Below are 26,801 nucleotides of genomic sequence, written 5' to 3'. Positions count from 1 at the left end.
CGCAGGTCAAGCCACTCGGCGACGATGATTCCCGCCAAGCGGGAGGCCACCGCTTCCCGCGTCCCCATCGTCGAAATCGGAGTGCGCTGTGAAAGTACTCGTCCTGAACGCCGGCTACGAGCCGCTGCAGACCGTTTCGGTCCCGCACGCGATCCGCATGCTCGTGCGCCACGTCGCCGAGATCCACGAAGCCGAGGAGGGTCTCGCCTACGGGCTGTTCCCGCGCCCGAAGATCGTGCGGTTGCTGCGGTACGTCGTCATGAAGTGGCGATATACGCAGCCGCCGCGCTGGTCCCGGCGCGGCGTGCTGGTCCGTGACGGCTACCGCTGCGCCTACTGCGGGCAGCGGGCCACCACGATCGACCACGTGACGCCGCTGAGCCGCGGCGGCGCCCGGACCGACTGGCTCAACACGGTCGCCGCGTGTGGCGGCACGGCCCGCAGCTGCAACGCCCGCAAGGCGGACAAGCTGCCGGGCGAGGCCGGGATGAAGCTGCGCTTCAGCCCGTACGTCCCGGCGTGGGACCAGCTGCACCGGCCCGGCGCTTGACGCGGCCTGCCCGCCTGCACACCGGCGGGCAGGCCGTTAGGCTCGAACCGATCGCCACCCGCATCCGTGTGTGCTGTGTGCTCTGGGGAAGGCCGGGGAGGTCGCCGTGACCGACGCAGGAGAGCTGATCGCCGGGCGCTACCGGCTGGCCGAACGAATCGGCCAGGGCTCGATGGGCGTCATCTGGCGCGCCCGCGACGAGCGGCTCGACCGCGTCGTCGCGGTCAAGCAGCTGGACTACGACGCGGCCATCGGGCCGGCGGCCAGTCAGCAGGCGAGCGTGCGTGCCCTGCGGGAAGCGAGGCTGACCGCGCGCCTGCGGCACCCGCACGCGATCACGGTGCACGACGTCGTCGAGGCGCCCGGCGGGCCGTACCTGGTGATGGAGTACCTGCCGTCGCGCAGCCTCGCGGAGATCCTGCTGGACCGGGAGACCCTCCCCGCCGAAGAGGTGGCGCGCATCGGCCTGCCGGTCGCGTCGGCGCTCGCGGCCGCCCACGCCGAGAGTGTCGTGCACCGGGATGTCACGCCCGGCAACGTCCTGCTCGGGGAGTCCGGTGTCGTCAAGATCGCCGACTTCGGCATTTCCCGCGCCACCGGCGAAGGGACCGTGACCGGCGGCGGGTTCATCGCGGGCACGCCGGCCTACCTGGCGCCCGAAGTCGCCGGCGGCCACGAAGCCGGCTTCCCGGCCGACGTCTTTTCCCTCGGGGCGACGCTCTACCGCGCGCTGGAGGGCACGCCCCCGTTCGGCAACGACGACAACGCGATCACACTGCTGCTGCGCATCGCGAAAGAGGAGACCATCCCGCCGCGGCACAGCGGGCCGCTCGCCGAGGTGCTCATCCGCATGCTGCAGCGGGATCCCGAAGCGCGCCCGTCGATGGCCGAGGTCCAGGAGCTGTTCGAAGCGGTCACCGGCGGCCGTCCCCTGCCGCCGCCCCGGCCGCGGCCCCGGGCCGGGACCCGGCTGCTGCGCGTCCGCCGCCCCCGGCGCCGGCTCGTCCTGGCGTCGGCCGCCGGCGCGATCCTGCTGGCCCTCGGCGTGGTGATCGGCACGGTGCTCGTCCCCGGCGGCACGACGACCGTCGCCGCACCGGCCTCGTCCTCTCCCCCGGCCTCTCCGCCGGCCTCGACGTCCGCGAGCCCGGCGCCGACGACGCCGGCCGATCTGGGCTGCGCGGCCCGCTACGAGGTGACGAACTCCTGGCCCGGCGGCTACCAGGTGCAGGTGACGGTCCGCAACGACCGGACCGCGGGCCTGTCCGGCTGGCGCGTCCGCTGGCAGCTGCCCGCCGGTCACCGCATCAGCGGCTTGTGGAACGGCACCTTCACGGTCGATGGTTCGACGGTGACGGTCGAAAACGCCGACTGGAACGCCAAGCTCGACGCGGACGCGACGACGACGTTCGGCCTGATCGCCCTGACGCAGAACGGAAGTGCCGACGCCCGGCCGGCGCTCACCTGCCGGACGCTCTGACCAGCGGGAGGTCCCGTGCGGCCCCACCACGTCCGGGACCGGCGCCGATCGATCCACTTCGACGGCCGGACGGTCACGCTCAAGGTCGCCACGAAGTCGCTCGGCTTCCTCCCCAGCGACACCCCGCACCGGTTTCCGGTCGCGAAGCTGACCGACGTCCGGCACACCGCGGCCACCCGCGGGAAGCCGGGCGAGATCGTCTTCGTGGCGCCGGAGGCCCCCACGGAGGTCGTCGCGAACGTGCCCTTCGGCTGCGACAAGCTGCCGGGCAACACGTTCCGCTACGGCTACTCGAAGCTCGCCGTGGTCAAGGAATTCCTGGAAGCCGTCGAAAAGGCGCGGAAGAAGTAGCGCGTTGGACCGATCGGCGGTAATTCGCCGAAGATCGTGACCCGGCTCAACAGCCGGGGTGGCCGGCCCGTCGTAGTGGTGATCACTCACCACACGGAGGCGCCAGTGCGAAGAAGATTTCCGGTGTTCGCGGTCCTGCTCGCCGGTGCGGCGGGCGTGGCCGGGCTCGCCCCGCCGGCCGCGGCCGCCGCGGGTTCGTCCTCGACCGTCACGCTCGTCACCGGGGACCGGGTGACCGTCCGGACCGCCCCGGACGGCCGGGACACCTTCGAGGTGCAGCCGGCCGCGGCCAAGGGCATGGCGCGGGCGCTGGTGCACCTGCGGCTCGGCGGCCGGGACTACGAGGTGCCCGGCACCGCGCTGCCCTACCTCGGGCGCGGACTCGACCTGAGCCTGTTCGACGTCAAGGCGTTGCTGGCCGGGGCCAAGGCGCCGGTCGACACCGCGACGTTCGGCGCCGCGCTGGCCAAGCAGTTCAAAGAGGACAGTGCTCGTGGCCGCTTCGGTGGCCAGGGGCTGTTCGCCGATGGCGTCCGGTTCGCCCTCTCGGGAGCGCCGAAGCGGCAGGCTGTGCGCCCGATGTCGGTGATGCGCACGGTTTCGGTCGACGCCACCGACATCGCGGGCAAGCCCGCCGACACCGGCATGGCGTTCCTCTACAACACCGACGACGGCGACGCCCTCGCCTTCGACGAGACCTTCAACTACTTCTCCGGCGGGACGGCCAAGTTCAGCGTGCCGGACGGCCACTACAGCGCGCTCGGCGTGTTCTGGACGTCCGACGCCGACGGCAACGCGACCGAGCTGCGGTTCAGCGCGCAGCCGGAGTTCGCGGTGCAGGCGGACGGAGGTGTCCGCGTCGACGCGAAGCGGGCGTCCAGCAAGCTGACCTGGGTGACCCCGCGCCCGGCGCTGCTCGACGACACCGGCTTCCTGTTCCGCCGGGCCGCCAAGACCGGCCCGGCGCTGCTCGTCGACTTCGACGCCGGCCCCGGCGTGCCGATCTCGGTGTCGCCCACCAGTGCCCCGGTGCGCACCGGGGCCCTGCAGACCTATCCGTACAGCAGGCTCGTGTCCCCGCCCGGGCCGGGCACGCCGTACGAATACGTGCTGCAGAAGGCGAGCATCGGCGTGATTCCGCAGCAGCGGTACGTGATCACGGCGAAGGACATCGCCGCCGTGGACGCCACCTACTTCAGCGAATACCCCACGCTCGGCCTGCGCCAGCGCAGCGGGATGTTCACGTTCGAGGACGTCAACGGCCGGCCGGCGCACCCGATCCAGCTGCCCCGGAAGCAGACCGAGTACGTCTCCGCGTCGCCTGACCTGGGGTGGTTCGGCGGCTTTTCGAAGTACATCCGGCCCGGGCCGTTCCCCGGCTGGGCCGGCGGCCAGCGCGAGCCGTTCCACACCTACCAGGGCGGCTCGTCGGTCACCGAGGACTGGAACCGCTTCCCGCTGCACCCGGCGGGCGAGGTGGCGCTGCTGCCGCTGTCCGACGGCCGGTCGTACACCCTGCCGGGCGCGACGCGGGCGGGTGACCTGCTGCGGTTCTCGATCACGCCGTTCAGCGACAACCAGCCCGGCCACACCGGTTCCGGCTTGGTCGGCGAGCCCCGGGACACCATCTCCGGCTCCTACCGGCTCACCCAGGACGGCACGACCCTGGCCGAAGGCGGCCCGCAGGGAGACTACGCGCTCGCCTTCGAACAGGAGGTCACGCCCGGCCCGTCGACGCTGGGGCTGACGATCGACGCCGGGCGCACCGGACCGATGTACCGGCAGAGCACCGCGACCCACACCGAGTGGACGTGGAAATCGCAGCACGTCGAAGGCGTGACCCTGCCCCCGACGCTGTACTGCGCCCGCGGCGAGGACGGGCCGGACCGGGCGTGTGCCGTCGAACCGCTGCTGACACTGGGGTACGCCGTCGGCGGGCTGCGGCCGGACGGGTCGACGGTGTCCGGCCCGCAGGGCCTGGACCTCACGGTGGGGCACCTGCAGCAGAGCACCGGTTCGCCGGTGACGGCCGCGACCGTGCAGTACTCGACCGACGGCACGACCTGGCAGGACGCGACCGTCACCGCCCGCGGCGACGGTGTCTTCCACGCGGGCTTCACCGCGACGCCGGAAGCGTTCGGGGGCCAGGATGTCTCCCTGCGCGTCACCGCCGCCGACGCCGCCGGAGCGACCATCGCCGAGACGATCACCGCCGCCTACCACGTCTACCCGTCATGAGAGGACTGTCCACGGTGAACAGGAGATGGCTGGGAGTGCTGGCCGCCGCGGTCGCGGTCGCCGGCGTGCTCACACCGGCCGCGAGCGCGGCACCCGCACCGCGAGCGGCATGTCCGGAACGGCCGGGCGTGCTGCACTGCCTCACCACCTACACGCCGGGCGCGGCGCGTGCCTTCGGCCCGGCCGGCTGGGGCGCCGACGACCTGGCGTCGGCCTACACGTTGCCCGCCGCGGCGGGGCCGGGCACCGTCGTCGGTATCTCGATCGCCTTCGACGCTCCAAATCTGGAGGCCGACCTGGCCGCGTACCGGGCGCAGTACGGCCTGCCGCCGTGCACGACGGCGAACGGCTGCTTCCGCAAGGTGAACCAGCAGGGGGTGGCCACGCCGCTGCCGGAGACCGACTTCGGCTGGGCCATGGAGTCCACATTGGACGTTTCGATGGTGTCGGCGGCGTGCCCGTCGTGCCGGATCCTGGTCGTGGAGGGCAACTCGCCCGGGTTCGCCGACCTGGCGGAGACGGCGGACACGGCGGTGCGGCTGGGCGCGAAGGTGGTGTCGAACAGCTACGGCGCCCGCGAAAACGGCGCGGCGCTGGCGTACGCGAGCCACTACCAGCACCCGGGCGTGACCGTGGTGGCCTCCTCCGGCGACCGCGGCTTCACGGCGGCGAGCTATCCGGCGGTCCTGGCCTCGACGATCGCAGTCGGCGGGACGTCGCTGGCCCGCGACCCGGACTCCCCGCGCGGCTGGACGGAGTGGGCCTGGCCGTACGGCGGCAGCGGCTGTTCGGCGTACATCGCGAAGCCGACGTGGCAGCGGGACACCCATTGCGGCAAGAGAACGGTCGCGGACGTGTCGGCGGCGGCCGAGGACATCGCGATCCACTACACGGACGCGGACGGCTGGACCCGGGCCAGCGGCACGAGCGCTTCGGCGCCGTTCATCGCGGGCCTGATCGGCCGTTCGGGCCGCGCGGGGGCCATCGGACCGGCGGACGTGTACGCCAAGGCGGCCTCGTTCACCGACATCACCGAGGGCCACAACGACCCGGCCGGAGCGGGCAAGAAGTGCGGCGGCGATTACCTGTGCGTGGCGGGCCCGGGTTATGACGCGCCGACGGGGGTCGGGGTACCGGACGGTCTGGGCGGCTTCTGAGGGCACCGGTGGCGTGGGCCGGCTGCCCGCGCCACCGGGACCGCCGGGCAGCTCTTGGGCGCCTGGCGGCGCGCCCCCGAACCAGAGCGTCGTCAAGCCGCGCCATGGCCCGGACGGCACAGCCCGCGCTCGTAGGCCAGCAGCCCCGCGCCCGTCCGGTGCGCGCAGCCCAGCTTCCGCACCACCGTCGCCACGTGCTCCCGGACCACCGGTTCCGGCAGCTCCAGCCGCTCGGCGATCTCCGCGTTCGTCATGGCCGCGCCGACCGCCGTGAGCACCTCGGTCTCGCGGGCCGACAACCGGTCCACCGCCGCCAGCCGCTCGTCGCGCGGGCCGGACAGCCGGGTCGCCGAGGCCACCCAGCGGCGGGAGGCGTCCGGGGACAGCACCACGTGGCCGTCCGCGGCCAAGCGGACCACCTTGATCAGGTCGCGACGCCGGGCCGATCGCAGGAGGAAGCCCGCCGCGCCGTCGCGAAGGGCGCGCAGGATGCCCGCGTCCGAGTCGAACGTCGCCAGGGCCACCACCGCCGGGCGGCGGGTCAGCGCGTCCGGCCAGCCCAGGCGCAGGTCCAGCAGCAGCACGTCCGGCAGTCGTCGGCGCAGGGTGACCCGGGCCGCCGTCACGTCGGGGGCCGCGCCGACCAGCTCGATGCCGTCCGCCTCCTCGAGCACCGCGCTCAGGCGGGCTCGCACCGCCGGGTCGCGCTCGGCCACCAGGACCCGCACCGGCAGCGGCGCGAGCACCGCGTCAGTCCTTCGGCCGCAGGCGGATCAGCGGCAGGTCGGTCTTCGACGCCCCGACCAGGTCCCGGCCGCCCGGGCCGCGCAGCCGCACCTCGCGGAACCGCACCGACGAAAGCTGCGCGGCTTCGATCGGGTAGACGTCGCCGTAGCGCTTGATCTTCTCCACCAGCTCCTTGCCGAGCAGCTCGACCAGACCGGCGTGCCGGGTCGCGCCGCCGCCCAGCGGCACGTCCAGCTGCCGGCGCACCTCGGGGAACCGCTGGTCCAGCTCGACGGCCAGCTGGTGGATCGTGACGTAGGCCGGGCCGAACTCCGCGGCGTCGGGACCCGGCGGGATCTCCTTGAGCACCTTGATGAGCTTGTCGTCCATCCCGAGCTTGTCCCACAACGTCACGTCTTTATCCTCCGCTCACGACCGCCGTTGGTCTACCAGAGGACCGGCACGCGGTCCACTCCCCCGGTGACACGGTTGGTCCGGACCTGGAGTTCATCGACGCCGACGGCCAGGCGCAGCCCCGGAAAACGCCGGAACAGCGACCCGAAGACGACGCGCAGCTCGGTGCGCGCGAGGCTGGCGCCGATGCAGAACCAGCCGCCGTGGGCGAAGGAGAGGTGCGAGGCCGCCTTGCGGCCGGGGTCGAACGCGGCCGGGTCGGGGAACGCCGACGAGTCCCGGTTGGCGGCCCCGAGCGCCAGCACGACCGCGTCACCGCGGGCGATCTCCACGCCGCCGAGCTCGACGTCGTCGTGCGCGTACCGCAGGACGCCGAGCCCGCTCGGGGCGGACAGCCGCAGGATCTCCTCGACCACGCCGTGCACCCGCCCGTCGGGGTCGGCGGCCAGCGCGTCCCGGCGGGTGAGGTCGGCGAGCAGGTAGAGCACGCCGAGGTCGATCCGGTTGGACGTCGTCTCGTGGCCGGCGAACAGCAGGCCGGCGGCGAGCCGGGCGAGGTCGTCGTCGCTGAACGACGGATCACCGGCCTGCGCGCGGACCAGGTCCGAGACGACGTCCTGGCCGGGAGCGCGCCGCTTGGTGGCGGCGAGCCGGCTCATGTAGGCGGCGAACTCGTCGAGCGCCGCACCGGCACCGTCGCCGATGTCCATCCGGCCCATCCGGTCCGACAGCACCCGGAAGGTGTCACGGTCTTCGGACGGGACGCCGAGCAGCTCGCAGATCACCAGCACGGGCAGCGGGAACGACAGGTGCTCGTGCAGGTCGACCGGGCCGCCGGCGTCGCGGGCCCGGTCCATGGCGTCGAAACAGCCGTCGGCGAGTTCCTGGACGTGGCCGGCGAGCCGCCGGATCCGGTTGGCGGAGAAGGCCGGCACGAGCATCCGCCGCATCCGCGCGTGGTCGGCGTGCTCGGTCTCGTGGTCCCCTTGCGGGCGGCTGAGGATCGCGGCGTCCGAAAGCGCCGGAGCCTCCTCCGGCGCCGGGTGCGAGCGCCCGAACCGCGGATCGGTGAAGACGCTCCGGACCTGTTCGAACCCGGTGACCAGCCAGGCGGGGTCCCCGGCCGGAGTGGTCACGGCGACCACGGGTCCCTGCCGGCGCAGCACCTCGAAGAGCGGCGCGATTTCCAGGACGTTGGGCCGTTCGAACGGCAGACGCGGGCGATCCGTGGTGGCGGTCATGGGTTCTCCTCCCGGGTGCGCGGCCGATCGGCGCGGACACGGACGGGCCGGTCACCGGCCGCTCCCCCGGTCCCCCCGCGATCCACGGTACGCACCGGACGCGGCTACCGGGCCCGGAGCAGCGGTTCCCGCCCGATCGGGCCAGCGGCCGCGCCCGGAGGAGCGATTCTGTCGGTGCCCCCCGGTATCGTGGAACCGGGGGCCGGAGGCCAAGCCCCGGCTCGGCAAACCGCGGCCCGAACCAGCCTCGCGCCCCGAAATCCGCCCGGCAGGTTTAGCCGACGATCCAAAGTGGACCGGAAAGCCGACCTCCGAGACAGCACGTGGCCGTACAGATGCGCCCGCCGCCGGGGTGGCGATCGTCAACGCGGCGATCGTCATGAGCGGCGCCAGGCCAGGTCACCGTCGCGACCGCGGCCTGGCGCTCGATCGTGACGGTGCCGGAGAGCCGACTCCGGTGGGTTCGGCGTCGCCCGTCCGGGGTAACCCATCGGCGCTCAACCTTCGGGGCCGTTCACCCGTACTGATCCCCGGCAGGAAGTTCGGCGAAGGGGACGACGGATGCGCAGGACCGAGGTGGTGACCCTGCTGGGTGCGGTGCTGGTCACGGCCGCTTGCTCGGCACCGCGCACCACGACACCGAGCCCGATCGCGGAGCCGGAGCCGCTGAGCACGACTTCGGCCGCGCCACCGGCGCCGACCACGACCACCCCGCCCCCACCCACGCCGCCGTGCGCCGTCACCACCGGGGCGTGCGTGAGCCTGCCGCAGCGGCTGGCCTGGCTGCTGCGCGACGGCCAGGTGGTCCGCGGCCCGGTCCCGGCCGGGTTCGGGCCACCCGACCAGGCAACACCCGCCGGGTCGTTCCGCGTCGTGTGGAAAGACCGCGAGCACCGCAGCAGCCAGTACGGCACCGACATGCCCCACTCGGTGTTCTTCGCCGCCGGCGGCATCGCCTTCCACGCCGGGCCGCTCGACGCGCCTTCGCACGGCTGCGTCCACCTGACCGACGCCGATGCGGCGGCGTTCTTCGACGGGTTGAACGTCGGGGACGCGGTGCAGGTCTTGTAGGCTTCTTCCCCGTTGGACACTCCCACTGTCGTCTCCCGGCTGCGCGCCGCGGGCTGCGTGTTCGCCGAAGACGAGGCCGATCTCCTCGTCGCCGCGGCCACGTCCCCCGCGGAACTCGGTGCGCTCGTCGAACGCCGGGTCGCCGGGCTGCCGCTGGAACACCTGCTGGGCTGGGCGGAGTTCCACGGCCTGCGCGTCACCGTGCGGCCCGGGGTGTTCGTGCCGCGCCACCGCACCGGGTACCTGGTCGACGTCGCCGTCTCGCTGGCGCCCCCGGACCCGGTGGTGCTCGACCTCTGCTGCGGCTCCGGGGCACTGGGCGCCGCGTTCGCCGCCGCCCGGCCGCCGCGTGAGCTGCACGCCGCCGACGTCGAGGCCGCCGCGGTCGAGTGCGCCCGGCTGAACCTCCCGGACGCCCACGTCCACCACGGCGATCTCTACGACGCGCTGCCGCCGTCCCTGCGCGGCCGGGTCGACGTCCTGCTGGCGAACGTGCCCTACGTCCCGACCGAGGCCGTCGCGACGATGCCGCCGGAAGCGCGCCTGCACGAGCCGCTGGTGGCGCTCGACGGCGGCGCGGACGGCCTGGACCTCGCCCGCCGCGTCGCCGCGGGCGCGCCGGGCTGGCTCGCTCCGGGCGGGACCCTGCTGATCGAATCGAGCGAGCGGCAGGCGCCGGTGCTCGCGGAAATCCTTGCGGCGGCGGGGTTGTCGCCGCGCGTGCACTCCTGCGACGAGCTGGGCGCGACTGTCGTGACCGGTACCGCGGAACCGTGACCTCACGTTCCGGCGCTCCCGGACGTCTACCTGGTGTGATCGTGAAACCGTTCGAGCAAGTCGTGGCCGAGCACGGGCCGATGGTCCTCCGGGTCTGCCGGGCCGTGCTCGGGTCCGCCGACGCCGAAGACGCCTGGTCGGAAACCTTCCTGGCCGCGTTGAAGGCGTACCCGGAGCTGCCCGCCGACGCGAACGTCCAGGCGTGGCTCGTCACGATCGCGCACCGCAAGGCCGTCGACGTCACCCGCGCGCAGGCCCGCCGGCCGGTCCCGGTCGGGGACGTCCCGGACCGGCCGGGCCGCGCGGACGCGTGGAACGGCGACCTGTGGGACGCGCTGGCGAGGTTGCCGGACAAGCAACGCCTCGCCGTGGCCTACCACTACCTGGCCGGGCTGCCGTACCGCGAAATCGCGGAAATCACCGGCGGCACCGCCGACGCCGCCCGCCGGGCGGCGGCCGACGGCGTCAAAGCGCTGCGAGCCTGCTACCCCCTGGAAGGAGCGCACTCATGACGGACATGTTCCCGTTCTTCACGAACGAGGTCCTGCTCGACCCGAACCCGATGCACGAGCGGCTCGTCGCCGACGCCGCCCGCCAGGGACTGCTGGACGTCGCCTACCACATCGTCGACTCCCCGGTGGGGCCGCTGCTGCTGGCGGCGACCGAGGAAGGCCTGGTGAGGGTGGCCTTCGACCGCCAGGACCACGACGGCGTGCTGGCCGAGCTGGCGGCGGTCATCAGCCCGCGGATCCTCCGGACCCCGGCCCGGTTCGAGGAGGTCACCCGCCAGCTCGAGGAGTACTTCACCGGCGAGCGGCACGCCTTCGACGTCCCGCTGGACCTGCGGCTGGCGCGGGGGTTCCGCCGGGCCGTGCTGGCTCACCTGGCCGAGATCGCCTACGGCACCACGGAAAGCTACGCGCAGGTCGCGGCGGCGGCGGGGAGCCCGAAGGCGGTCCGCGCGGTCGGCACCGCGTGCGCGCTCAACCCGTTGCCGGTGGTGGTGCCGTGCCACCGGGTCGTCCGGTCCGACGGGTCGTACGGGCAGTACGCCGGCGGGGAAGAAGCCAAGCGGGCCCTGCTGACGATGGAGGCGGCGTGACGACGTTCGAGGAGCGCGTCGCCGCGGCCGACTGGGCCGCGGTGGCCGCCGAGGTCGACGACTACGGCAGCGCCCTGCTGCCGCGGCTGCTCAGCCCGGCCGAGTGCGCGCGGCTGGTCGAGCTGTGGGACGAACCGGCGCACTTCCGGGCGACGGTGAACCTGCGTCGCCACCGGTTCGGGGACCACGGCGACTACCACTACTTCGCTTCGCCGTTCCCCGAACCGGTGCAGCGGCTGCGGCAGGCGCTCTACCCGCGGCTGCTGCCGATCGCGCAGGACTGGGCCGCGCGCCTCGGGCGGCCGGCCGAGTGGCCGTCCACCTTGGACGAGTGGCTGGCCGTGTGCCACGCCGCCGGTCAGCAGCGGCCGACGCCGATCCTGCTGCGCTACGACACGGGCGGCTGGAACGCGCTGCACCGCGACCTCTACGGCGACAAGGTGTTCCCGCTGCAGGTGGTGATCAACCTGAACGATCCGGGCACCGACCACACCGGCGGCGAGTTCCTCCTGGTGGAGCAGCGGCCACGCGCGCAGTCCCGCGGCACGGCGACGCTCATCCCGCAGGGCCACGGCCTGGTGTTCACCACCCGGGACAGGCCGGTCCGCTCGGCCCGCGGCTGGTCGGCGGCCCCGGTGCGCCACGGCGTTTCGGTGGTCCGGTCGGGCCGCCGCCACACACTGGGCCTCGTGTTCCACGATGCCGCATGACCTCGCTCGAACTGGCGGCGCTGCTGGGCTTGCTCGGCCGGGCGCGGCACATCGTGATCGGCACGGATGCTGCCTCCCGGGCCGAGGGCGAGCAGATCGCCGCGGCCTGGGGCGGCCTGGTGCTGGCCACGGTGACCTGGCCCGGAACGGCGGCGTCGTGGCTGCGCCAGGCGCGTCGCTTCGCGGCGCCGGAGCCGGACGCGTGGGTGGTCGCCGCCACCCCGGCGGGCTGGGCCGGCATGACCCGCCGGCTGCTGCTGTCGACGTCGTGGAGTCCACATCGGACGATCGCGACTTCGGCTCTGGAAGGCTTCGCGCTCCCCGGTCTGCGCGGCGCCCGCGCGGACGGGACTACTTGGGAGAACCGATGAAACACGCTGTGGTGGATTCCCCGATCGGCCCGCTGACCGTCGTCGGCGACGATGCCGTCGTGACCGGCCTGTACTTCCCGAACCACTGGACCCGCCCGGACCGCACCACGTTCGGCGAGCGCGACGACACGGCGTTCCCCGAGGCGGTGCGGCAACTGGAGGAGTACTTCGCCGGCCGGCGCACGGTGTTCGACGTGCCGGTGCGGGCGGACGGCCCCGGCTTCGACCGCGCGGTGTGGGCCGAGCTCGCCAAGATCCCGTACGGCGCCACGGCGACGTACGGCGAGCTGGCCCGGGCGGTCGGCGGCCTGCCGCACGAGGTCGGCGCGGCGGTCGGGCGCAACCCGCTGAGCATCCTGGTGGCGTGCCACCGCGTCGTCGGCAAGGGCGGGAAGCTGACGGGCTACGCGGGCGGGGTGCAGCGGAAGGCGTTCCTCCTGGACCTGGAACGGCCACCGGCCTCGGGGCTCTGGTGATCAGACCCGGCCGAGCAGCAGCGTCACCCCCAGCCCGGTCATCGTCACGGCGATCACGACGTCCAGCACGCGCCAGGCCATCGGCTTCGCGAACACGCCGGCCAGCCGCCGCGCCCCGAAGCCCAGGGCGCTGAACCAGACGGCGCTGGCCACCCCGGCGCCGAGGCCGAACAGCCACCGCCCGTCGCCGTGGGCGACCGCGACCGAGCCGAGCAGCAGGACCGTGTCGAGGTAGACGTGCGGGTTCAGCCAGGTGAAGGCCACGCAGGCGAGCACGGCCTTCCGCAGCGGCGTGCGGTCCTCGCCGACGGTCATGACGGACGGCCGGAACGCCCGCCGCGCGGCGAGCGCGCCGTAGCCGAGCAGGAACAGCCCACCCCCGGCGGCGATGACCCCGATGGCGGTCGGCCACTGCGCCAGCACGGCCCCGATGCCGCTGACCCCGAGCCCGATGAGCACGAGATCGGACCCGGCACAGATGACGACCAGCGGCGCCACGGCCCCGCCACGCAGGCCTTGTTGCAGCAGGAAGGCGTTCTGGGAGCCGATCGCGACGATCAGGGACAGGCCGGTTCCGAATCCGGCCAGCAGGAGAGGCAGCACCTCGACACGGTATGACCGGGGCGCTGCCTTACTCCAGCTAAAGATTCTTACGTAACGTTAGCACTCCTGATGTCCAGCGGCGGTCAGTGCACCGCGGCCTGGAGCTGGGCGGCGTGCGCCTGGGCTTCGGGGAGAGCCGGGCTGCAGAACTCCGTCACCATCGCCAGGATGCGGCCGGACGCCGCGGCGGGTGATGCGGTCAGGTCCGGGCTGGACGCGACGGTGATCTGGCGGGTGGCGGTGTCTTCGCTCATGCTCCACGTGCTGTACCCCGGCACGTCCCCCGCGTGGCCCCAGACATCGGGCGCGCCGGGGCCGCAGATGCCGGCCAGGGAGAGGCGCATCAGCCCCAGCCCGTAGCTGAGCAGCCCGCCCTGCCCCGGCCACGGGACCGTGGTCTTCATCTGCGCGAGCACGTCGGCCGGCAGGAGTTCGCCGTCGAACAGCGCGCGGAAGAAGCGGTTCAGGTCGGTCGCGCTCGAGATGATGTTCCCGGCACCGAAGTAGCGGCTGAGGTTGTAGACGGTGACGTCCGTCAGCCCGTGCGGCGCGGGGTAGAGCTGCTCGTAGCCGCGGATGGCCGGGCGCGGCACCAGCGGGAAGTCGCGCGGCAGGAACGTGTCGGCCAGGTGCAGCGGACCGGTGATCCAGTCGGCGAGCACCTGCTCGAACCGGCGGCCGGTGAGCTTCTCCACCAGCAGGGCGAGCACGTTGTAGCCGGTGTTGGAGTACGACCAGCTCGTGCCGGGCGGGAACAGCAGCGGCTGCACGGTGCTGTCGTGGATCGCCTCCACCTCGCCGAAGTGCTCGAACCGTTCGGTGTCCACCTCCGCCAGGGTCGTCCAGGTGTACTGCGGCGCCAGGTCCCGCGGCAGGCCGCTGGTGTGCTGCAGCAGCTGGCGGACGGTGATCGGCTCCGCGTAGGGCAGCAGGCCGGGCAGGTACTTCGCGATCGGCTCGTCCAGCCCCAGCCGGCCCTTCGCGGCCAGCTTCAGCACGAGTGTCGCGGTGAACGTCTTGGACACGCTGGCGATGCGGAACCGCCCGCCGGTGTCGGGCTTCGCCCCGGTGACGACGTCACCGACCCCGGCGCGCCCCCGCCAGCGGCCGGCCGGATCCGTGGCGACGGCGATCATCCCCACGTTCCCGGCCTGCACGGCGGTGTCCAGCGCGGCCTGCCGTGGGTCCGTGGCCGCGGCGGCGACAGCGGTGCCGCTGCCGGTGAACACGAGCACGGCGCAAGCGGCGGAGACGACCAGTCGACGCATGATTCCCCCCGGATGTCTGCGGTCTCCTCCGACGGTAGCGCAGACCGGCCGGCTCGGTAAGGGAAGCGCACCACCCCCGGCCGGTCGGAACGGAAACGCCGCGGCGTGCGGCAGGATCTCCCCATGGACGACTACCCGAACCACGACGCGGTGGGCCTGGCCGCTCTGGTCCGCGAAGGCCAGGTCACCCCGGCGGAGCTGCTCGAGGCGGCGCGGGCCCGGCTGGCGCAGGTCAACCCGCGGCTGAACGCCGTCGTGCGTGCGGTGGACCCGCCCGCGGCCGCGCCGGACGGGCCCTTCGCCGGCGTTCCGTTCCTGATCAAGGACCTCCACCAGGATCTGGCCGGAACGCCCACCAGCGGCGGCTCGCGGTCGATGGCGGCGATACCCGCCGCCGAGACCAGCACCGTGGTGCAGCGCTGGCTCGACGCCGGGCTGGTCGTCTTCGGCAAGACCAACACCCCCGAATTCGGGGCCAAGGGCATCACCGAACCGGACCTGTTCGGGACCGCCCGCAACCCCTGGAACACCGGCCACACGCCGGGTGGGTCCTCGGGCGGTGCGGCCGCCGCGGTCGCCGCCGGGATCGTGCCGTGCGCGGGGGCGAGCGACGGCGGCGGCTCCATCCGGATCCCGGCGTCGGCGTGCGGACTGTTCGGGCTCAAGCCGTCACGCGGACTGATCCCGGCCGGGCCGTCGCGCGCCGAAGGACTCGGCGGCACCGCCACCGACGGCGTGATCTCCCGCTCCGTCCGCGACACCGCGGCCATGCTCGACGTCCTCGCCGGCCCGACACCGCTCTCGCCCTACCTCGCCGCCGGTCCGCGGACTCCCTTCGCGGACGAGGCCGGGCGCGACCCGGGCCGGCTGCGCGTGGCGCTGTGCACCGCCAGCGCCATCAACCCGGCCCCGCACCCGGAAGCCGTCGCCGCCGCGCGTGCGGCCGGCGATCTGCTCGACGAACTCGGGCACGACGTGGTGGAGCTGTCCGCCCAGCCGTTGGACGACGCCGCCCTGGCCCGCGACTTCCTGACCAGCTGGTTCGTCAGCTGCGCGCACGCGATGGCGGACTGCCGGGCGGCGAGCGGAGCCGGCGACGCGGCTTTCGAACTCGACACCCGCACCATGGCCGCGCTGGGGCGGGCCACCAGCTCGGTCGACCTGGTGCGCGCCATCGAACGGCGCCACGAGCACACCCGGCGGCTCGCCGGGTTCCACGAGACTTACGACCTCCTGCTGACCCCGACGACGGCCACCCCGCCGCCCCGGATCGGCGCTTTCGAATCCCCGGCGCCGCTGCGCGCGGCACAGCGGGCCCTGCTCGCCGCCGGGGCGGCCGGGCTGCTGCGGCACACGCCGGTGGTGGAACGGATGATCTCCGACAACCTCGGCTGGGTACCCTACACGCAGCTGGCCAACCTCACCGGCCGCCCCGCGATGAGCGTCCCCCTGCACTGGACCGCGGACGGGCTGCCGATCGGCGCCCAGTTCGTCGGCCGGCTCGGCGCCGACGACACGCTGTTGCGGCTGGCGGGCCAGCTGGAGAAGGCCCGGCCGTGGGCCGGGCGCCGACCGACGCTGAATTAGTCCCGCGATCGGGAAAACCGGCGCGCTCGGCACCGCCCAAGGGGAAGTCACGAAACAACGGTGACGTCCACCCGAAAGTTTCCGGCCGTCAATCCTTCGGTGTCGACGGCGATGTACCAATGCCCGTCGGACGGAACTCGAATGTCGAGCTGCCGGTTCGTCGCGACCCCGCCGACCATCCGATAGGCACTTCTCCGCCGATAGGATTCCACGTTCTCCGCGCTCAGCAGGCGAACGTTCACCACGGCGTCAAGACGCACGCGCACCACAGCGGCCCGGTGGAGCCAACCCAGATCCACCACAACCGGTTCCGACCGCACCATAATCCCCACCGCGACGATTCATCACGCACCAGAGTCCACCCCGGAAAACACCAATACCTTGTGCGTGTCGATCGCCATCGAATGTCGCGGTGTTACAAAACAAGAAGGGCGAAACAAACGAACCGAACACGGTGGAGTGAGATCGACGCCACGCGCCGTTCTTCGCCGGAAACCGCGCCGGCGTCAGCCCGCCTCACCCGGGAACGCACCCACCCCGTGTTCCACGAGGTCGAAGGCCTGGTCGACCACCGCCACCTGTTCCCGCCGGACCACTTCCGCGTCGTCACCCGCGATGATCCGGCCCATGGCGTGCGCGAACACCGTCGTGATCGCCGTCGTCAGCAAGCCCGCCACCATCCGGGACCGGAACGCGTCACCCGTCTCCTCGGCGAGCACCGAAGCGAACGCGTCCGCGATCTCGCGCTCCTGCTCGTACCACCGCGCCATCAGCGCCGGGCTCGACGTCAGCACCCACCAGAAGCCCGGGCCACCGGCGATCGCGCCCGAGAGCGGGTGCCCCGTCGCCAGCAACTCGTGCTGGTGACGGCGTAGCGCTTCACACGGCGACACCCCCGCCGGCCGGGACCGCACCACCGCGGTCAGCTCCGCCAGGCGGTCCGCGTGGCGGTCCAGGAAGAGGTCCTCCTTGCGCGGGAAGTAGTTGAACACCGTCATCTTCGAGACGCCCGCCGCCTCGGCGATCTCGGCCACGGTCACCTCCTCGAAGCCGCGCTCGGCGAACAAGCCTGTGGCCACGTTGGAGATCAGCAGGCGGGTGGCCTGCTTCTTCCGCTCGCGCAGTCCCGGATCCGGCATGCCCGGAGTATAGACCGAGCCAAAAGTTTGACTCGGTAAAAGTTTACCGGCATCATCGGAGCCATGAACAGGGATGTGGTGATCTCCGGGGGCGGACCGGTCGGCTTGATGCTGGCCTGCGAACTGCGGCTGGCGGGCGTGGACGTGCTCGTCGTCGAACGGCTGCCCGAGCCGGACCAGACGATCAAGGCCGGGTCGGTCAACCTGACCACGGCCGAAGCCTTCTACCGGCGGGGGCTGCTGCCCGCGATGGACGAAGTCGTGCGGCAGAACTTCGCGCAGATCCAGAAGTTCCTCGAATCACGCGGCGGAGGTGGGCCCAAGGCCGTCCCGGTGGGGCACTTCGCCGGGATCATGGTCACCTCGGGCGGGGTCGACTTCACCGATCCCGCCTTCCGGGACGTCGGGCCCGCCGCCCGGGTGGTCGTCATCCAGCAGCAGGCCGTCGAGGCGATCCTCGCCGCGCGGGCCGCCGAACTGGGGGTCGAGATCCGCCGGGGTGCCGAGCTCACCGGGTTCGACGCCGACGACGACGGCGTGACCGTGCAGTTCGGCGAGGGGGAAACCGTGCGCGCCGGGTGGCTCGTCGGGTGCGACGGGGGACGCAGCCGGGTCCGCAAGCTGGCCGGGTTCGAGTTCCCCGGGACCGATCCGGCCATCACCGGGCGGCAGGCGATGGCCGAACTGACCGGCGCCGAGGTGCTGCCCGCCGGGTGGCAGCACGGCACCGGTGGCCTCTACGTCGTCGGGCCGACCCCCGGCCGGTTCCTCACCGTCGAATTCGACGGGCCGCCCGTGGACCGGGACGCGCCGATCACCGCGCAGGAGCTCGAAGACAGCCTCCGGCGGGTGTCCGGGGCGGACGTCCGGGTGACGAAGGTCCACAGCGCGACGCGCTTCACCGACAACGCGCGCCAGGCGACCAGCTACCGCCAGGGCCGCGTGCTGCTGGCCGGGGACGCGGCCCACGTGCACTCCCCCTTCGGCGGGCAGGGCCTCAACCTCGGCATCGGCGACGCCGTCAACCTGGGCTGGAAACTCGCCGCCACCATCCACGGCTGGGCCCCGGCCGGCCTGCTCGACACCTACACGACCGAGCGGCACCCGATCGGCGAGTGGGTCCTCGAGTGGACCCGGGCGCAGGTCGCGCTGATGCGCAGTGACGTGCGGACGAAGGCATTGCGCCAGGTCCTCACCGATCTCCTGCTCACCGGCGACGGCGCGACCTACCTCGCGAAGAAGCTTTCCGGGGTCCTGCACCGGTACCCGATCGACGGCGAGCACGACCTCACCGGCCGCGCCGCGCCCGACTTCGCGTTCGCCGACGGCACCCGGCTCGGCGAGCGCCTCCAGGACGGCAAGGCGCTCCTGCTCGACCTCGCCGACCACGGCGACCTGCGCGAGACGGCGAGCGGCTGGGCCGGCCGGGTCGGGGTGCTGACCGCGAAGTGCGACAGCGAGCCGGCGCTGACGGGCGTGCTGGTCCGGCCGGACGGGCACATCGCCTGGGCGCGCGAGGACGGCTCGACCGCCGGCCTCGACGCGGCCCTGCGCAGGTGGTTCGGCGCACCCGCCTGACGCACGGACCGGGCGCGCCGGGCTTCCGGCGCGCCCGCCCGCCTCCACGAGCAACCTCGCCCGGCGGACCGAGACCGCTACAACCGCTCGCCGAGCAGCTTCGCCAAGCCGGCGTAGACCTCGCTGCGATGCTTGACGACGTAGGCGATCGCCAGGCGCGTCCGGCCGTGGCTTCGCTTGGCCGTGACCACCATTTCCGCATCGTCGGTGGCCGCCCGGTCGCAGTAGTACGCGCCCTCGCCCGCGCCGGCCACCGCCGTCGCCGGGCCGCCGCAGTCCTTCTTGTTGTCCTCCAGCGCCTGGGCGGGCCGGTACGAAGCGACCCTGGGGAGGATGATCCACAGGTCGGCCAGCCAGGGATGCACGTACTTGTCCTCGTAGCGGCAGTGGAACTCGGTGCCGGGGACGAACGTCGGATCGGCCGGCTGCTCGGTCGCGACAAGGTCTTCGCTGGTGCCCAAGAGCTCCTGCAACTCGGCGGTCCCGAGGAACGGGCAGGCGGAAGTCACCTTCCCGGGCGAAGCCGGCGGGGTGAACGGCGGCGGTTTCGCGGTCGTCTTCGCGGCCGTCACCGGGGCTCGCGGCGTCGTGACCGCCGGGGCAGGCCGCGTGGTGGACAGCGGCGCGGGCGCCGCCGGTGCCGAGCAGGCGGCAAGACAGGCCGTCGCCACCACTACCGCGAGCACACGCCGGATCCGTTGCATGTCCTTCCCACGCCCCGAAGCGGTGTCCGGTTGCCTAACCCTCCGCGGCCAGCTGCACCGCGACATCGATGATCATGTCCTCCTGCCCGCCCACCAGCGCGAGCTCGCCGCACCGGCGCAAGATCGCCTGCGCCGGGACGCCGTAGCGCTCCGCCGCTCGCTCGGCGTGCAGCAGGAAGCTCGAGTACACCCCGGCCCAGCCCTGGACGATCGCGTTGCGGTCCATCTTCGGCCAGCGGTGCAGGAACGGGCGGACCACCTCCTCCGCCGCGTCGAGCAGGGCGCCGACGTCGAGGCCGGTGTCGATGTCCAGGCGGTCGAACACCGCCGCCAGGACCTCCGTCGGCGAGTTGCCCGCGCCCGCGCCGAGTGCGCACAGCGATCCGTCGATGTAGCGGACGCCCGCGTCGTACGCCAGGACCGAGTTCGCGACGCCGAGGGAGAGGTTCTGGTGCCCGTGGTAGCCGACCCACGCCGTGTCGCCCACCTCCGCGACCAGGGCTTCGAAGCGGGCGCGGGCCTCGTGCATCAGCAACGCGCCCGCCGAGTCCGTCACGTACGCCGCCTGGCAGCCCGCGTCCACCATGATCCGGGCCTGCTTCGCCAGGTCTTCCGGCGGTGTCCGGTGCGCCATCATCAGGAAGCCGGCCGTCTCCATCCCGAGTTCGCGCGCCAGGCCGAAGTGCTGCGGCGACACGTCGGCTTCGGTGCAGTGCGTCGCCACCCGGACCATCTCCGCGCCCGCGTCGAACGCGCGCCGCAGGTCTTCGGCCGTGCCGATCCCCGGCACGAGCAGCACCGCGATCTTCGCCTGCTTCGCCTCTTCACGCGCCGCGGAGATCAGCTTGAGCTCGTCGACGGCGGAGAAGCCGTAGGTGAACGACGAGCCGCCGAGGCCGTCGCCGTGGGTCACCTCGATCACTTCGACACCCGCGCGGTCGAGCGCCCGGACCGTGTCGCGCACCTGCTGCCCGGTGAAGCGGTGCGCCATCGCGTGGCTGCCGTCGCGCAGCGTCGTGTCGACGATCCGCACGTCGTGCTTCAACTTTGGCCGGCCGGTGTCCACTGATTCGTTCGCAAGCTCACTCATGCCGGCACCTCCTGCTTCGCGCGGGCCATCAGCTCGCCCACCCGCGCGGCCGCGGCGGTCATGATGTCCAGGTTCCCGGCGTACTCGGGCAGGTAGTCGCCGTTGCCGCGGATCTCGAGGAAGATGCCGACCCGCGCGTTCCCGTCCCACTCCTCGCGCGCGTCGTCGAACTGCGGGTCCGCCCGCAGCGCGTACCCCGGCACGTACTGGCGGACCTGGTCGGCCATCTCGTGGATCGACGCGGTGATCGCCTCGCGGTCGGCGTCGAGGCCGATCGCGCAGAACACCGTGTCCCGCATGATCATCGGCGGCTCGACCGGGTTGAGGATGATGATCGCCTTGCCGCGCCCGGCGCCGCCGATCTCGGCCACCGCCTGCGACGTCGTGCGCGTGAACTCGTCGATGTTCGCCCGCGTCCCGGGGCCCGCTCCGCGCGAAGCGACCGACGCGACGATCTCGGCGTACGGGACCGCGGTCACCCGGGAAACGGCGTGCACCATGGGGATCGTGGCCTGGCCGCCGCAGGTGATCATCGAGACGTTCGGCGCGTCGAGGTGTGCGCCGAGGTTCACCGGCGGGCACACCATCGGGCCGAGGTGCGCCGGGGTCAGGTCGATGGCCTGGATGCCGGCTTCGGCGTACCGCGGGGCGTTCGCGGCGTGCGCCTTCGCCGACGTCGCCTCGAACACCAGCTGGGGCAAGCGATCCTGGCGCAGCAGCCAGTCGACGCCTTCCGCGGACGCCTCGATCCCCTGGGCCCGGGCGCGCTCGAGGCCGTCGGACTCGACCACGCCGACCACGTAGCCGACTTCGATCACTTCACTGCGTCGCAGCTTCGCCAGCAAATCGGTGCCGATGTTGCCGGGGCCGACGATCGCCGCCATCACGGGAGCCATGTCCCGACCGTCGCACCGCGGCCACGGCTGACAACAGTCAGGCGTTCCGTTCACCGGAACGCCTGGTCGGGCGCCCGAGTGACCACCGCGGCGAGCAGCCCCCGCAGGTCACGACGAACGGTTTGATCGACTCGCGATCGGGGAAGTTCCGGAAAGCACCCGATCGAGGAGGTTTCGATGGCCGACCGGCGTTGGCACTTCACCCCGGAGACGGCTGCGCTGTGCTGGATTTTTCTGGGCGTAGGCGCGGTTCTGCTCGTCTCGAGCATCCTCACCCTGACCGGCACCGAAGGCCGGGCGCCCGTCCCGGCGGTGGTCGCGGCGGTGGCCGCGGTGGCTCTGATCGTCCTCTCCGCCGTCGGCCTGGTCCGCCCGAAACTGCGCGGCCGCTGACCGGCCGGGCCCCGTGGCGGCGCCGGGGCCCGGCCGGAATTCCTCACAGCTCCTGGTGATCCGCGTGCTCGACCCGGGCCTCCGGCACCGGACGGCCGTCACTCACCCGGAAATCGGTCACGTCGTCGAGGACGAACGTCGGCGTGCCGGCCACCTGGTCCGCGCGGCCGTGGTGCACGTCGGCGTCGGTCACGTCCCGCAGGACGTACGCCGGTCGCGTGTCCGGCCTGCCGAACCGCACGTCCACGTTGTCCCAGCTGATTCCCCGGGCGTGCCGGACGAAGAAGCCGTACGCCGGGAGGGTGCCGAACATCGACGGCTCCGGGTAGGCGGTTTCCAGCTCCGGCGGGTTTTGCACGACGTCGCCCGGGGTGAGGCCGCCCGCGAGGTGGTGGCGGATGTTGCTCAGCTTGACGTCTTCGATCGGGTGGCCCGGGATCCCGGCGAGGCACGACGGGTAGCGCGGGTCCGCGTCGATCGTCGTGACGTCGCTGATGCTCACCCGGCGCAGGAACCCGACCGGGATCCCCGCCGGCCCGCGCATCCGCGCGCCCAGCCGGAGGAACAGCGGCATCTGGACGTCGCGCATCGTCAGGTTGCTGATCGTGACGTCCTCGAGCCACCCGCCGTCGACCGTCTCCAGCGCCAAGCCGCGGCAGTGCTCGAAGACGACGTTCGAGATCGCGATGTTGCGGAAGCCGCCGTTGGATTCGGTGCCGAACTTGACGCGGCCGGTGCGGCCGTACCCGGCGGTCTTGAACGTCCCGCCGACGAGCGTGCCGAGGTCGTAGCCGCTGACGAAGCAGTTGTCGATGGTGACGTTTTCGGTGTCGCGCACCTGGTTCAGCGCGTACGTGCTCTTGAGGACGATGGCGTCGTCGTTCGGCGAGTTCACCGTCGTGTTGGCGATCCGGACGTTCTTGCAGCAGTCGATGTTGATGCCGTCGCGGTTGGTGTCGATCACCAGGCCGTCGATGCGGAAGTTGTCGACGCCGGTCGGCAGGATGCCGAAGTGCCCGCCGTTGACGATCGTGATGTCGCGGATCGCGACGTTGCGGCACAGCTTGAGCGCGATCGCCTTGTTCCCGTTCAGCGGCGCGGATTCCGCGCTGCCGCCGGCCACCAGGCCCTTGCCGTCGATCTTGCCGGGCCCTTCGATGGTGACGTTCTCGAGGTTCTCGCCCCAGATCAGGCTGTTGTGCCAGTGGCTGTGCCCGAAGTCCTGGTACGGGTTGCCCGCGCCCGGTTCGGCGGGGTCGTAGCCCTGTCCCCCGGCCGGGGCGGCGGCCAGGATCGTCGCGTTGGCGCCGAGGTACAGCGCGATGTTGCTCTTGAGGTGGATCGAATAGCTCGCGTACGTCCCGGCCGGGAAGTGCACGGTTCCGCCGCGGGTGGCGGCCGCGTCGATCGCGCGGTTGATCGCGGCGGTGTCGATGGTGCGTCCGTCGCCTTTCGCGCCGAACTTCGTGACGTCGAAGAAGCGGCCGGGCGAGCTGCCCAGTTCGTCGGCTTCGGCGGCCGGAGATCCGGCCAATGGCAGGGCGGCCCCCGCAGCGCCCGCGGCTCCCCAGGCGACGACACGACGGCGGCTCAACGCTCTTCCCACGAGATCTCCCTTGTCACGCAACGGCAGAAGCACTGCTTCCGACGGCGGATCGGGAACGCGACCCAAGCTAAAGGCAAAAGATCGGATGAGTCAAGCTCGTCCCCGCTCTCCGGGTAAAGCGGGGACGAGCCCGATCTTCAGTCGAGCACTTCGCGCACGGTGCCGGCCGCGACCGTCAGGCGGCCTTCGCGCATGGCGAACCCGAGGCCCGGGCTCATCGCGACCGGCTGTCCCAGCTCCACCGTCAGCGAAGCCGCGTCGCCCGGCCGGACGACCGTGACGCCGTCGGCGAGGGCGACCACCCCGACGACGTCGCTGGTGCGGAAGTGGAACTGCGGCCGGTAGTTCGCCGCGAACGGCGTCCGCCGGCCACCTTCGGCCGCCGACAGCACGTGGACGTCCGCGCGGAACCGCCGGTGCGGCCGGACGCTGCCGGGCAGGCAGACGACCTGGCCGCGCCGGACCTCGCCGCGCTTCACCCCGCGCAGCAGCACCGCGGCGTTGTCGCCCGCCTCGGCGCGGTCCATCGGCTTGCCGAACGTCTCGAGCCCGGTGGCCACGCTGGTCACCGCCGGGCCGAGGCCGATCACCTCGACCGCGTCGCCGACGGCGAGGGTGCCCTGTTCCACCGCGCCGGTCACGACGGTGCCGCGGCCGGTGATGGTGAGGACGTTCTCGATCGGCATCAGGAAGGGCAGGTCGAGCCGCCGCGGCGGGATCGGCACGTGCTCGTCGACGGCCGCGAGCAGGTCGAGGACGCGCTGCGTCCACTTCGGGTCGCCGTCGAGCGCGCGCAGCCCGGACACCCGGACCACGGGTACGGCGTCGCCGTCGAACCCGTAGCGGGTCAGCAGCTCCCGCACCTCGAGCTCGACGAGGTCGAGCAGCTCCTCGTCGTCGGCGAGGTCGGCCTTGTTGAGCGCGACCACGAGGTGCTCGACCCCGATCCGGCGCGCCAGGACGACGTGCTCGCGGGTCTGCGGCATCGCGCCGTCCTGCGCCGAAACCACGAGCACGGCGCCGTCCAGCTGGGCCGCGCCGGTGATCATGTTCTTGACGTAGTCGGCGTGGCCCGGCATGTCGACGTGCGCGTAGTGCCGGGTCGGCGTCTCGTACTCGACGTGCGCGATGTTGATGGTGATGCCGCGCTCGATCTCTTCCGGCGCGCGGTCGATGCGGTCGAGGGCGACGTAGCGGTTGGCCCCGCTCTGCTCGGCCAGGACCTTGGTGATGGCCGCGGTGAGGGTGGTCTTGCCGTGGTCGACGTGGCCCATCGTGCCGATGTTCAGGTGCGGCTTGGTCCGCACGTAGTGCTGCTTGGTCATGGGTTTTCCCTGCGCTGGAACGAAGAATGCGCGAAACCGGGCGGAGCGCGTCGACCCTCCCCCGGCGGTTTCGCGCCCTGGGCGGGGAAATCGGGGAAGGGTCAGCTTCGAGCGCCGGTCAGCCGTGCCGACAGGGCGCTCGGCAGGGACAAGCCTGCGAGCGTCGCGCTATCGGACACGGGGAACATGACCGGAAGGGTGTCACGCCCTCCGGGGAGCTGTCATCCGGTTTTCCCGCGGCCGCATGATCAGCGCCGCGACGTGGTACACGCACGGATCTTCGCCGCGGTTGGCGTAGGAATGGGTTGCGTCGGCGGGAAAGTACACCGAATCGCCCGCCGTCAGGACGTACCCGGCGTCGCCGACACCGAGGCTCAGCTCGCCCGACTCGACGGCGACGAATTCGTGGGAACCCGGGGCGTACGCGGGAAAATCACCCGCGTCGCAGCCCGGCGGCAAGGTCGTGCGGATCCACTCGAAGTTCACGCCGGGGACGACCGGAGTCAGGACCGTCCGATGCCAGCCGCCGGGTTCGGCGATGTGATCCTGCTCGGCCGCGCGGCGGACGATCACGCGGCCGGTCTCCAGGTCGGCGAGCAGCCGGGAGAGGGACAGCCCCAGGCCGTCGGCGATGCGGGACAGCACCACGACCGTCGGTGTCTTCTCGCCGCGCTCGATGGCCGACAGCATGCTCACGCTGACCCCCGCCTGCCCGGCCAGGGCATTCAACGCCAGCCCGCGGTCCGCCCGCAGGTCGTGCAGGTGGCGGCCGAGGGAGACCGGATCAATCATTCCACTATAATACGTCCCATGTCCACTATAGCGGAAGCGACGGAGGCCGACGCCGAAGGCATTGCCGCCGTCTTCGCGCCGTACGTCACCGATTCCGTCGTCACGTTCGAAACCACGCCGCCGACCGCGGAGCAGTGGCGAGCGAAGATCCGCGAGGGCGTGTCGCCCTTCCTCGTGCTGGCCGAAGCGGGCGAGATCGTCGGCTACGCGCTGGCCGCGCCGTGGCGGCCGAAGCCGGCGTACCGGTTCTCGGTGGAGACGACGATCTACCTCGCACCCCAGGCGGCCGGCCACGGCCACGGCCGGCGGCTGCTGGACGAGCTGGTGAAGCGGAGCGCAGCCGCCGGAGCGCGGCAGGCGATCGCGGTCGTCGTCGACTCCGGCAACCCGGCGTCACAGCGCCTGCACCGTGCGGCCGGCTTCACCGACGCGGGTGTGCTGCGGCGGGTGGGGTTCAAGCACGACCGCTGGCTCGACACCCTGCTGATGCAGCGCGAGCTGGGCTGACGACGCACGTGCGAGGACGTGGCGCGCACGTTCGGCGCGCGGGATGATGGGCCGGTGGACGACCGCCCGGACAACTCCACCACGATCCTCCTCGCCGAGTACGCGGCCCTCCGGAGCGAGGCCGAGCGTCGTGCGACGGTCCAGTGGAACGTTTTCGCTCTGCAGATCGCCTCGGCCGGCGCCATCGTCAGCTTGGCGATCGCGTCCGCCACGAACGTCGCCTTGCTGCTCGTGGTTCCGCTGGTGTCGTACATGCTCGGCAATCGCTACATCCTGCACGACTTCCACCTCAAGCTGATCCGGCGGTACGTCCGGGACTCCCTGAGCTCCCGGCTCGCGGGGCACCTGCAATGGGAAAGCTGGCGCGACCGTGCCCTCGAACCCGAGGTCGCCCGCCGGCGGTGGTTCACGGCGACCGGCTGGAACGCGATGCACCCGACCTGGCTCGCTTTCGCGGGGGTCGCCGCGCTGGCGCTGCTCGGCGCCTTGGTCGCCGGCGTCTTCCTGTGGATCGCCCGAGCACCCGCGTGGTACGCGATCACGGGGTTCGGGGTGGGCTGGCTGGTGGGCGCCGCGGCCACGGTGCGGTTGCACCTGACCTTCGATCGCGCCCGCGACGACCACACCGGCGAGACCACGCGGCCCTGAA

General features: G+C 72.5%; 30 protein-coding genes. 17 read left to right on the top strand and 13 right to left on the bottom strand.

Features of this window, described 5'->3' with window-relative positions; all coding sequences use genetic code 11:
* Positions 1–88 precede the first annotated feature (88 nt).
* The 5 genes from C2L58_RS19130 (at position 89) to C2L58_RS19110 (ending at position 5,776) form a co-directional block, all read left to right on the top strand.
* Positions 89–550: an HNH endonuclease gene (locus tag C2L58_RS19130; RefSeq protein WP_103338943.1), complete on the top strand. Its 462-nt coding sequence runs from the start codon at positions 89–91 to the stop codon at positions 548–550.
* A 106-nt stretch (positions 551–656) separates the two neighbouring features.
* On the top strand, positions 657–2,030 hold the full coding sequence (locus tag C2L58_RS19125; RefSeq protein WP_103338942.1) for a protein kinase domain-containing protein: 1,374 nt from the start codon (positions 657–659) through the stop codon (positions 2,028–2,030).
* 15 nt (positions 2,031–2,045) lie between these two features.
* Positions 2,046–2,381 (top strand): hypothetical protein, encoded by a 336-nt coding sequence (locus C2L58_RS19120; RefSeq protein ID WP_103338941.1) that lies wholly within the window; start codon positions 2,046–2,048, stop codon positions 2,379–2,381.
* Between the two features lie 105 nt (positions 2,382–2,486).
* Entirely contained in the window at positions 2,487–4,619 is a 2,133-nt protein-coding gene (locus C2L58_RS19115; protein WP_233225803.1) for a hypothetical protein, read from the top strand.
* Between the two features lie 14 nt (positions 4,620–4,633).
* Complete coding sequence (locus C2L58_RS19110; protein WP_233225802.1) at positions 4,634–5,776, top strand: S53 family peptidase; 1,143 nt, start codon at positions 4,634–4,636, stop codon at positions 5,774–5,776.
* Between the two features lie 92 nt (positions 5,777–5,868).
* Here the strand turns inward: C2L58_RS19110 and C2L58_RS19105 are convergent, their stop codons facing one another.
* From C2L58_RS19105 to C2L58_RS19095, 3 genes are read right to left on the bottom strand one after another with little or no spacing between them, the layout of a single operon-like run.
* Entirely contained in the window at positions 5,869–6,522 is a 654-nt protein-coding gene (locus tag C2L58_RS19105) for a response regulator transcription factor (protein ID WP_103338938.1), read from the bottom strand.
* A 4-nt stretch (positions 6,523–6,526) separates the two neighbouring features.
* Entirely contained in the window at positions 6,527–6,916 is a 390-nt protein-coding gene (locus C2L58_RS19100) for a hypothetical protein (RefSeq protein WP_103338937.1), read from the bottom strand.
* Between the two features lie 32 nt (positions 6,917–6,948).
* Complete coding sequence (locus C2L58_RS19095; protein WP_103338936.1) at positions 6,949–8,157, bottom strand: cytochrome P450; 1,209 nt, start codon at positions 8,155–8,157, stop codon at positions 6,949–6,951.
* Positions 8,158–8,718: 561 nt separating this feature from the next.
* Between C2L58_RS19095 and C2L58_RS19090 the strand changes: the two genes are divergently transcribed.
* Genes C2L58_RS19090 through C2L58_RS19060 form a run of 7 tightly spaced genes read left to right on the top strand, consistent with a single transcriptional unit; the run spans position 8,719 to position 12,664 of the window.
* Positions 8,719–9,228: a L,D-transpeptidase gene (locus C2L58_RS19090; protein ID WP_103338935.1), complete on the top strand. Its 510-nt coding sequence runs from the start codon at positions 8,719–8,721 to the stop codon at positions 9,226–9,228.
* Positions 9,229–9,240: 12 nt separating this feature from the next.
* Positions 9,241–10,005, top strand: a complete 765-nt coding sequence (locus C2L58_RS19085) for a putative protein N(5)-glutamine methyltransferase (RefSeq protein ID WP_103338934.1) — start codon at positions 9,241–9,243, stop codon at positions 10,003–10,005.
* A 35-nt stretch (positions 10,006–10,040) separates the two neighbouring features.
* Positions 10,041–10,517 (top strand): RNA polymerase sigma factor, encoded by a 477-nt coding sequence (locus tag C2L58_RS19080; protein WP_103338933.1) that lies wholly within the window; start codon positions 10,041–10,043, stop codon positions 10,515–10,517.
* Positions 10,514–11,107, top strand: coding sequence for a methylated-DNA--[protein]-cysteine S-methyltransferase (locus tag C2L58_RS19075; RefSeq protein ID WP_103338932.1), 594 nt, complete (start codon positions 10,514–10,516; stop codon positions 11,105–11,107). Before C2L58_RS19080 ends, C2L58_RS19075 begins: the two co-directional genes overlap by 4 nt.
* Positions 11,104–11,817: a 2OG-Fe(II) oxygenase gene (locus C2L58_RS19070; RefSeq protein ID WP_103338931.1), complete on the top strand. Its 714-nt coding sequence runs from the start codon at positions 11,104–11,106 to the stop codon at positions 11,815–11,817. The genes C2L58_RS19075 and C2L58_RS19070 overlap by 4 nt, the downstream gene beginning before the upstream one ends.
* Positions 11,814–12,188: a hypothetical protein gene (locus tag C2L58_RS19065; RefSeq protein WP_103338930.1), complete on the top strand. Its 375-nt coding sequence runs from the start codon at positions 11,814–11,816 to the stop codon at positions 12,186–12,188. Before C2L58_RS19070 ends, C2L58_RS19065 begins: the two co-directional genes overlap by 4 nt.
* Complete coding sequence (locus tag C2L58_RS19060) at positions 12,185–12,664, top strand: methylated-DNA--[protein]-cysteine S-methyltransferase (RefSeq protein WP_199191332.1); 480 nt, start codon at positions 12,185–12,187, stop codon at positions 12,662–12,664. The genes C2L58_RS19065 and C2L58_RS19060 overlap by 4 nt, the downstream gene beginning before the upstream one ends.
* Here the strand turns inward: C2L58_RS19060 and C2L58_RS19055 are convergent, their stop codons facing one another.
* Together C2L58_RS19055 and C2L58_RS19050 are read right to left on the bottom strand one after the other, a co-directional pair.
* Entirely contained in the window at positions 12,665–13,267 is a 603-nt protein-coding gene (locus tag C2L58_RS19055) for a LysE/ArgO family amino acid transporter (RefSeq protein WP_103338929.1), read from the bottom strand.
* An 83-nt stretch (positions 13,268–13,350) separates the two neighbouring features.
* A complete protein-coding gene (locus tag C2L58_RS19050) occupies positions 13,351–14,535 on the bottom strand; it encodes a serine hydrolase domain-containing protein (protein WP_103338928.1) in 1,185 nt (394 codons plus the stop codon).
* Positions 14,536–14,658: 123 nt separating this feature from the next.
* Between C2L58_RS19050 and C2L58_RS19045 the strand changes: the two genes are divergently transcribed.
* Positions 14,659–16,122, top strand: a complete 1,464-nt coding sequence (locus C2L58_RS19045; protein WP_103338927.1) for an amidase — start codon at positions 14,659–14,661, stop codon at positions 16,120–16,122.
* Between the two features lie 47 nt (positions 16,123–16,169).
* On the opposite strand, the gene C2L58_RS19040 is transcribed toward C2L58_RS19045, so the two are convergent.
* Together C2L58_RS19040 and C2L58_RS19035 are read right to left on the bottom strand one after the other, a co-directional pair.
* Positions 16,170–16,445, bottom strand: coding sequence for a DUF1883 domain-containing protein (locus C2L58_RS19040; protein WP_233225801.1), 276 nt, complete (start codon positions 16,443–16,445; stop codon positions 16,170–16,172).
* Positions 16,446–16,628: 183 nt separating this feature from the next.
* Complete coding sequence (locus tag C2L58_RS19035) at positions 16,629–17,261, bottom strand: TetR/AcrR family transcriptional regulator (protein ID WP_103338925.1); 633 nt, start codon at positions 17,259–17,261, stop codon at positions 16,629–16,631.
* A 63-nt stretch (positions 17,262–17,324) separates the two neighbouring features.
* Between C2L58_RS19035 and C2L58_RS19030 the strand changes: the two genes are divergently transcribed.
* Complete coding sequence (locus tag C2L58_RS19030) at positions 17,325–18,839, top strand: FAD-dependent monooxygenase (protein WP_103338924.1); 1,515 nt, start codon at positions 17,325–17,327, stop codon at positions 18,837–18,839.
* A gap of 77 nt (positions 18,840–18,916) precedes the next feature.
* On the opposite strand, the gene C2L58_RS19025 is transcribed toward C2L58_RS19030, so the two are convergent.
* Genes C2L58_RS19025 through C2L58_RS19015 form a run of 3 tightly spaced genes read right to left on the bottom strand, consistent with a single transcriptional unit; the run spans position 18,917 to position 21,529 of the window.
* Positions 18,917–19,543 carry a hypothetical protein gene (locus C2L58_RS19025; RefSeq protein ID WP_199191331.1) on the bottom strand — a complete coding sequence of 209 codons (627 nt, stop codon included), beginning with the start codon at positions 19,541–19,543 and terminating at the stop codon, positions 18,917–18,919.
* 34 nt (positions 19,544–19,577) lie between these two features.
* On the bottom strand, positions 19,578–20,633 hold the full coding sequence (gene dmpG / locus C2L58_RS19020) for a 4-hydroxy-2-oxovalerate aldolase (protein WP_103338922.1): 1,056 nt from the start codon (positions 20,631–20,633) through the stop codon (positions 19,578–19,580).
* The gene (locus C2L58_RS19015; RefSeq protein WP_103338921.1) at positions 20,630–21,529 is read right to left on the bottom strand and encodes an acetaldehyde dehydrogenase (acetylating); all 900 of its coding nucleotides are present in this window, start codon (positions 21,527–21,529) and stop codon (positions 20,630–20,632) included. Before C2L58_RS19015 ends, dmpG begins: the two co-directional genes overlap by 4 nt.
* A 177-nt stretch (positions 21,530–21,706) precedes the next feature.
* Here C2L58_RS19015 and C2L58_RS19010 point away from each other — a divergent pair, with 177 nt between their 5' ends.
* Positions 21,707–21,922 (top strand): hypothetical protein, encoded by a 216-nt coding sequence (locus C2L58_RS19010; protein ID WP_103338920.1) that lies wholly within the window; start codon positions 21,707–21,709, stop codon positions 21,920–21,922.
* Positions 21,923–21,965: 43 nt separating this feature from the next.
* Here C2L58_RS19010 and C2L58_RS19005 read toward each other — a convergent pair whose 3' ends face one another.
* From C2L58_RS19005 to C2L58_RS18995, 3 genes are all read right to left on the bottom strand, one after another.
* Complete coding sequence (locus tag C2L58_RS19005; RefSeq protein WP_103338919.1) at positions 21,966–23,456, bottom strand: rhamnogalacturonidase; 1,491 nt, start codon at positions 23,454–23,456, stop codon at positions 21,966–21,968.
* 209 nt (positions 23,457–23,665) lie between these two features.
* A complete protein-coding gene (tuf, locus tag C2L58_RS19000; RefSeq protein ID WP_103338918.1) occupies positions 23,666–24,853 on the bottom strand; it encodes an elongation factor Tu in 1,188 nt (395 codons plus the stop codon).
* A gap of 201 nt (positions 24,854–25,054) precedes the next feature.
* Positions 25,055–25,645, bottom strand: coding sequence for a helix-turn-helix domain-containing protein (locus C2L58_RS18995; RefSeq protein WP_103338917.1), 591 nt, complete (start codon positions 25,643–25,645; stop codon positions 25,055–25,057).
* A gap of 18 nt (positions 25,646–25,663) precedes the next feature.
* Between C2L58_RS18995 and C2L58_RS18990 the strand changes: the two genes are divergently transcribed.
* Both C2L58_RS18990 and C2L58_RS18985 read left to right on the top strand, forming a co-directional pair.
* On the top strand, positions 25,664–26,152 hold the full coding sequence (locus tag C2L58_RS18990) for a GNAT family N-acetyltransferase (RefSeq protein WP_103338916.1): 489 nt from the start codon (positions 25,664–25,666) through the stop codon (positions 26,150–26,152).
* Between the two features lie 54 nt (positions 26,153–26,206).
* Positions 26,207–26,800 carry a hypothetical protein gene (locus C2L58_RS18985; RefSeq protein ID WP_103338915.1) on the top strand — a complete coding sequence of 198 codons (594 nt, stop codon included), beginning with the start codon at positions 26,207–26,209 and terminating at the stop codon, positions 26,798–26,800.
* Position 26,801: the final 1 nt, after the last annotated feature.

Source organism: Amycolatopsis sp. CA-126428, assembly GCF_002904335.1.
Classification (GTDB): Bacteria; Actinomycetota; Actinomycetes; order Mycobacteriales; family Pseudonocardiaceae; genus Amycolatopsis.
This window is presented reverse-complemented; position numbering and strand designations above follow the sequence as displayed.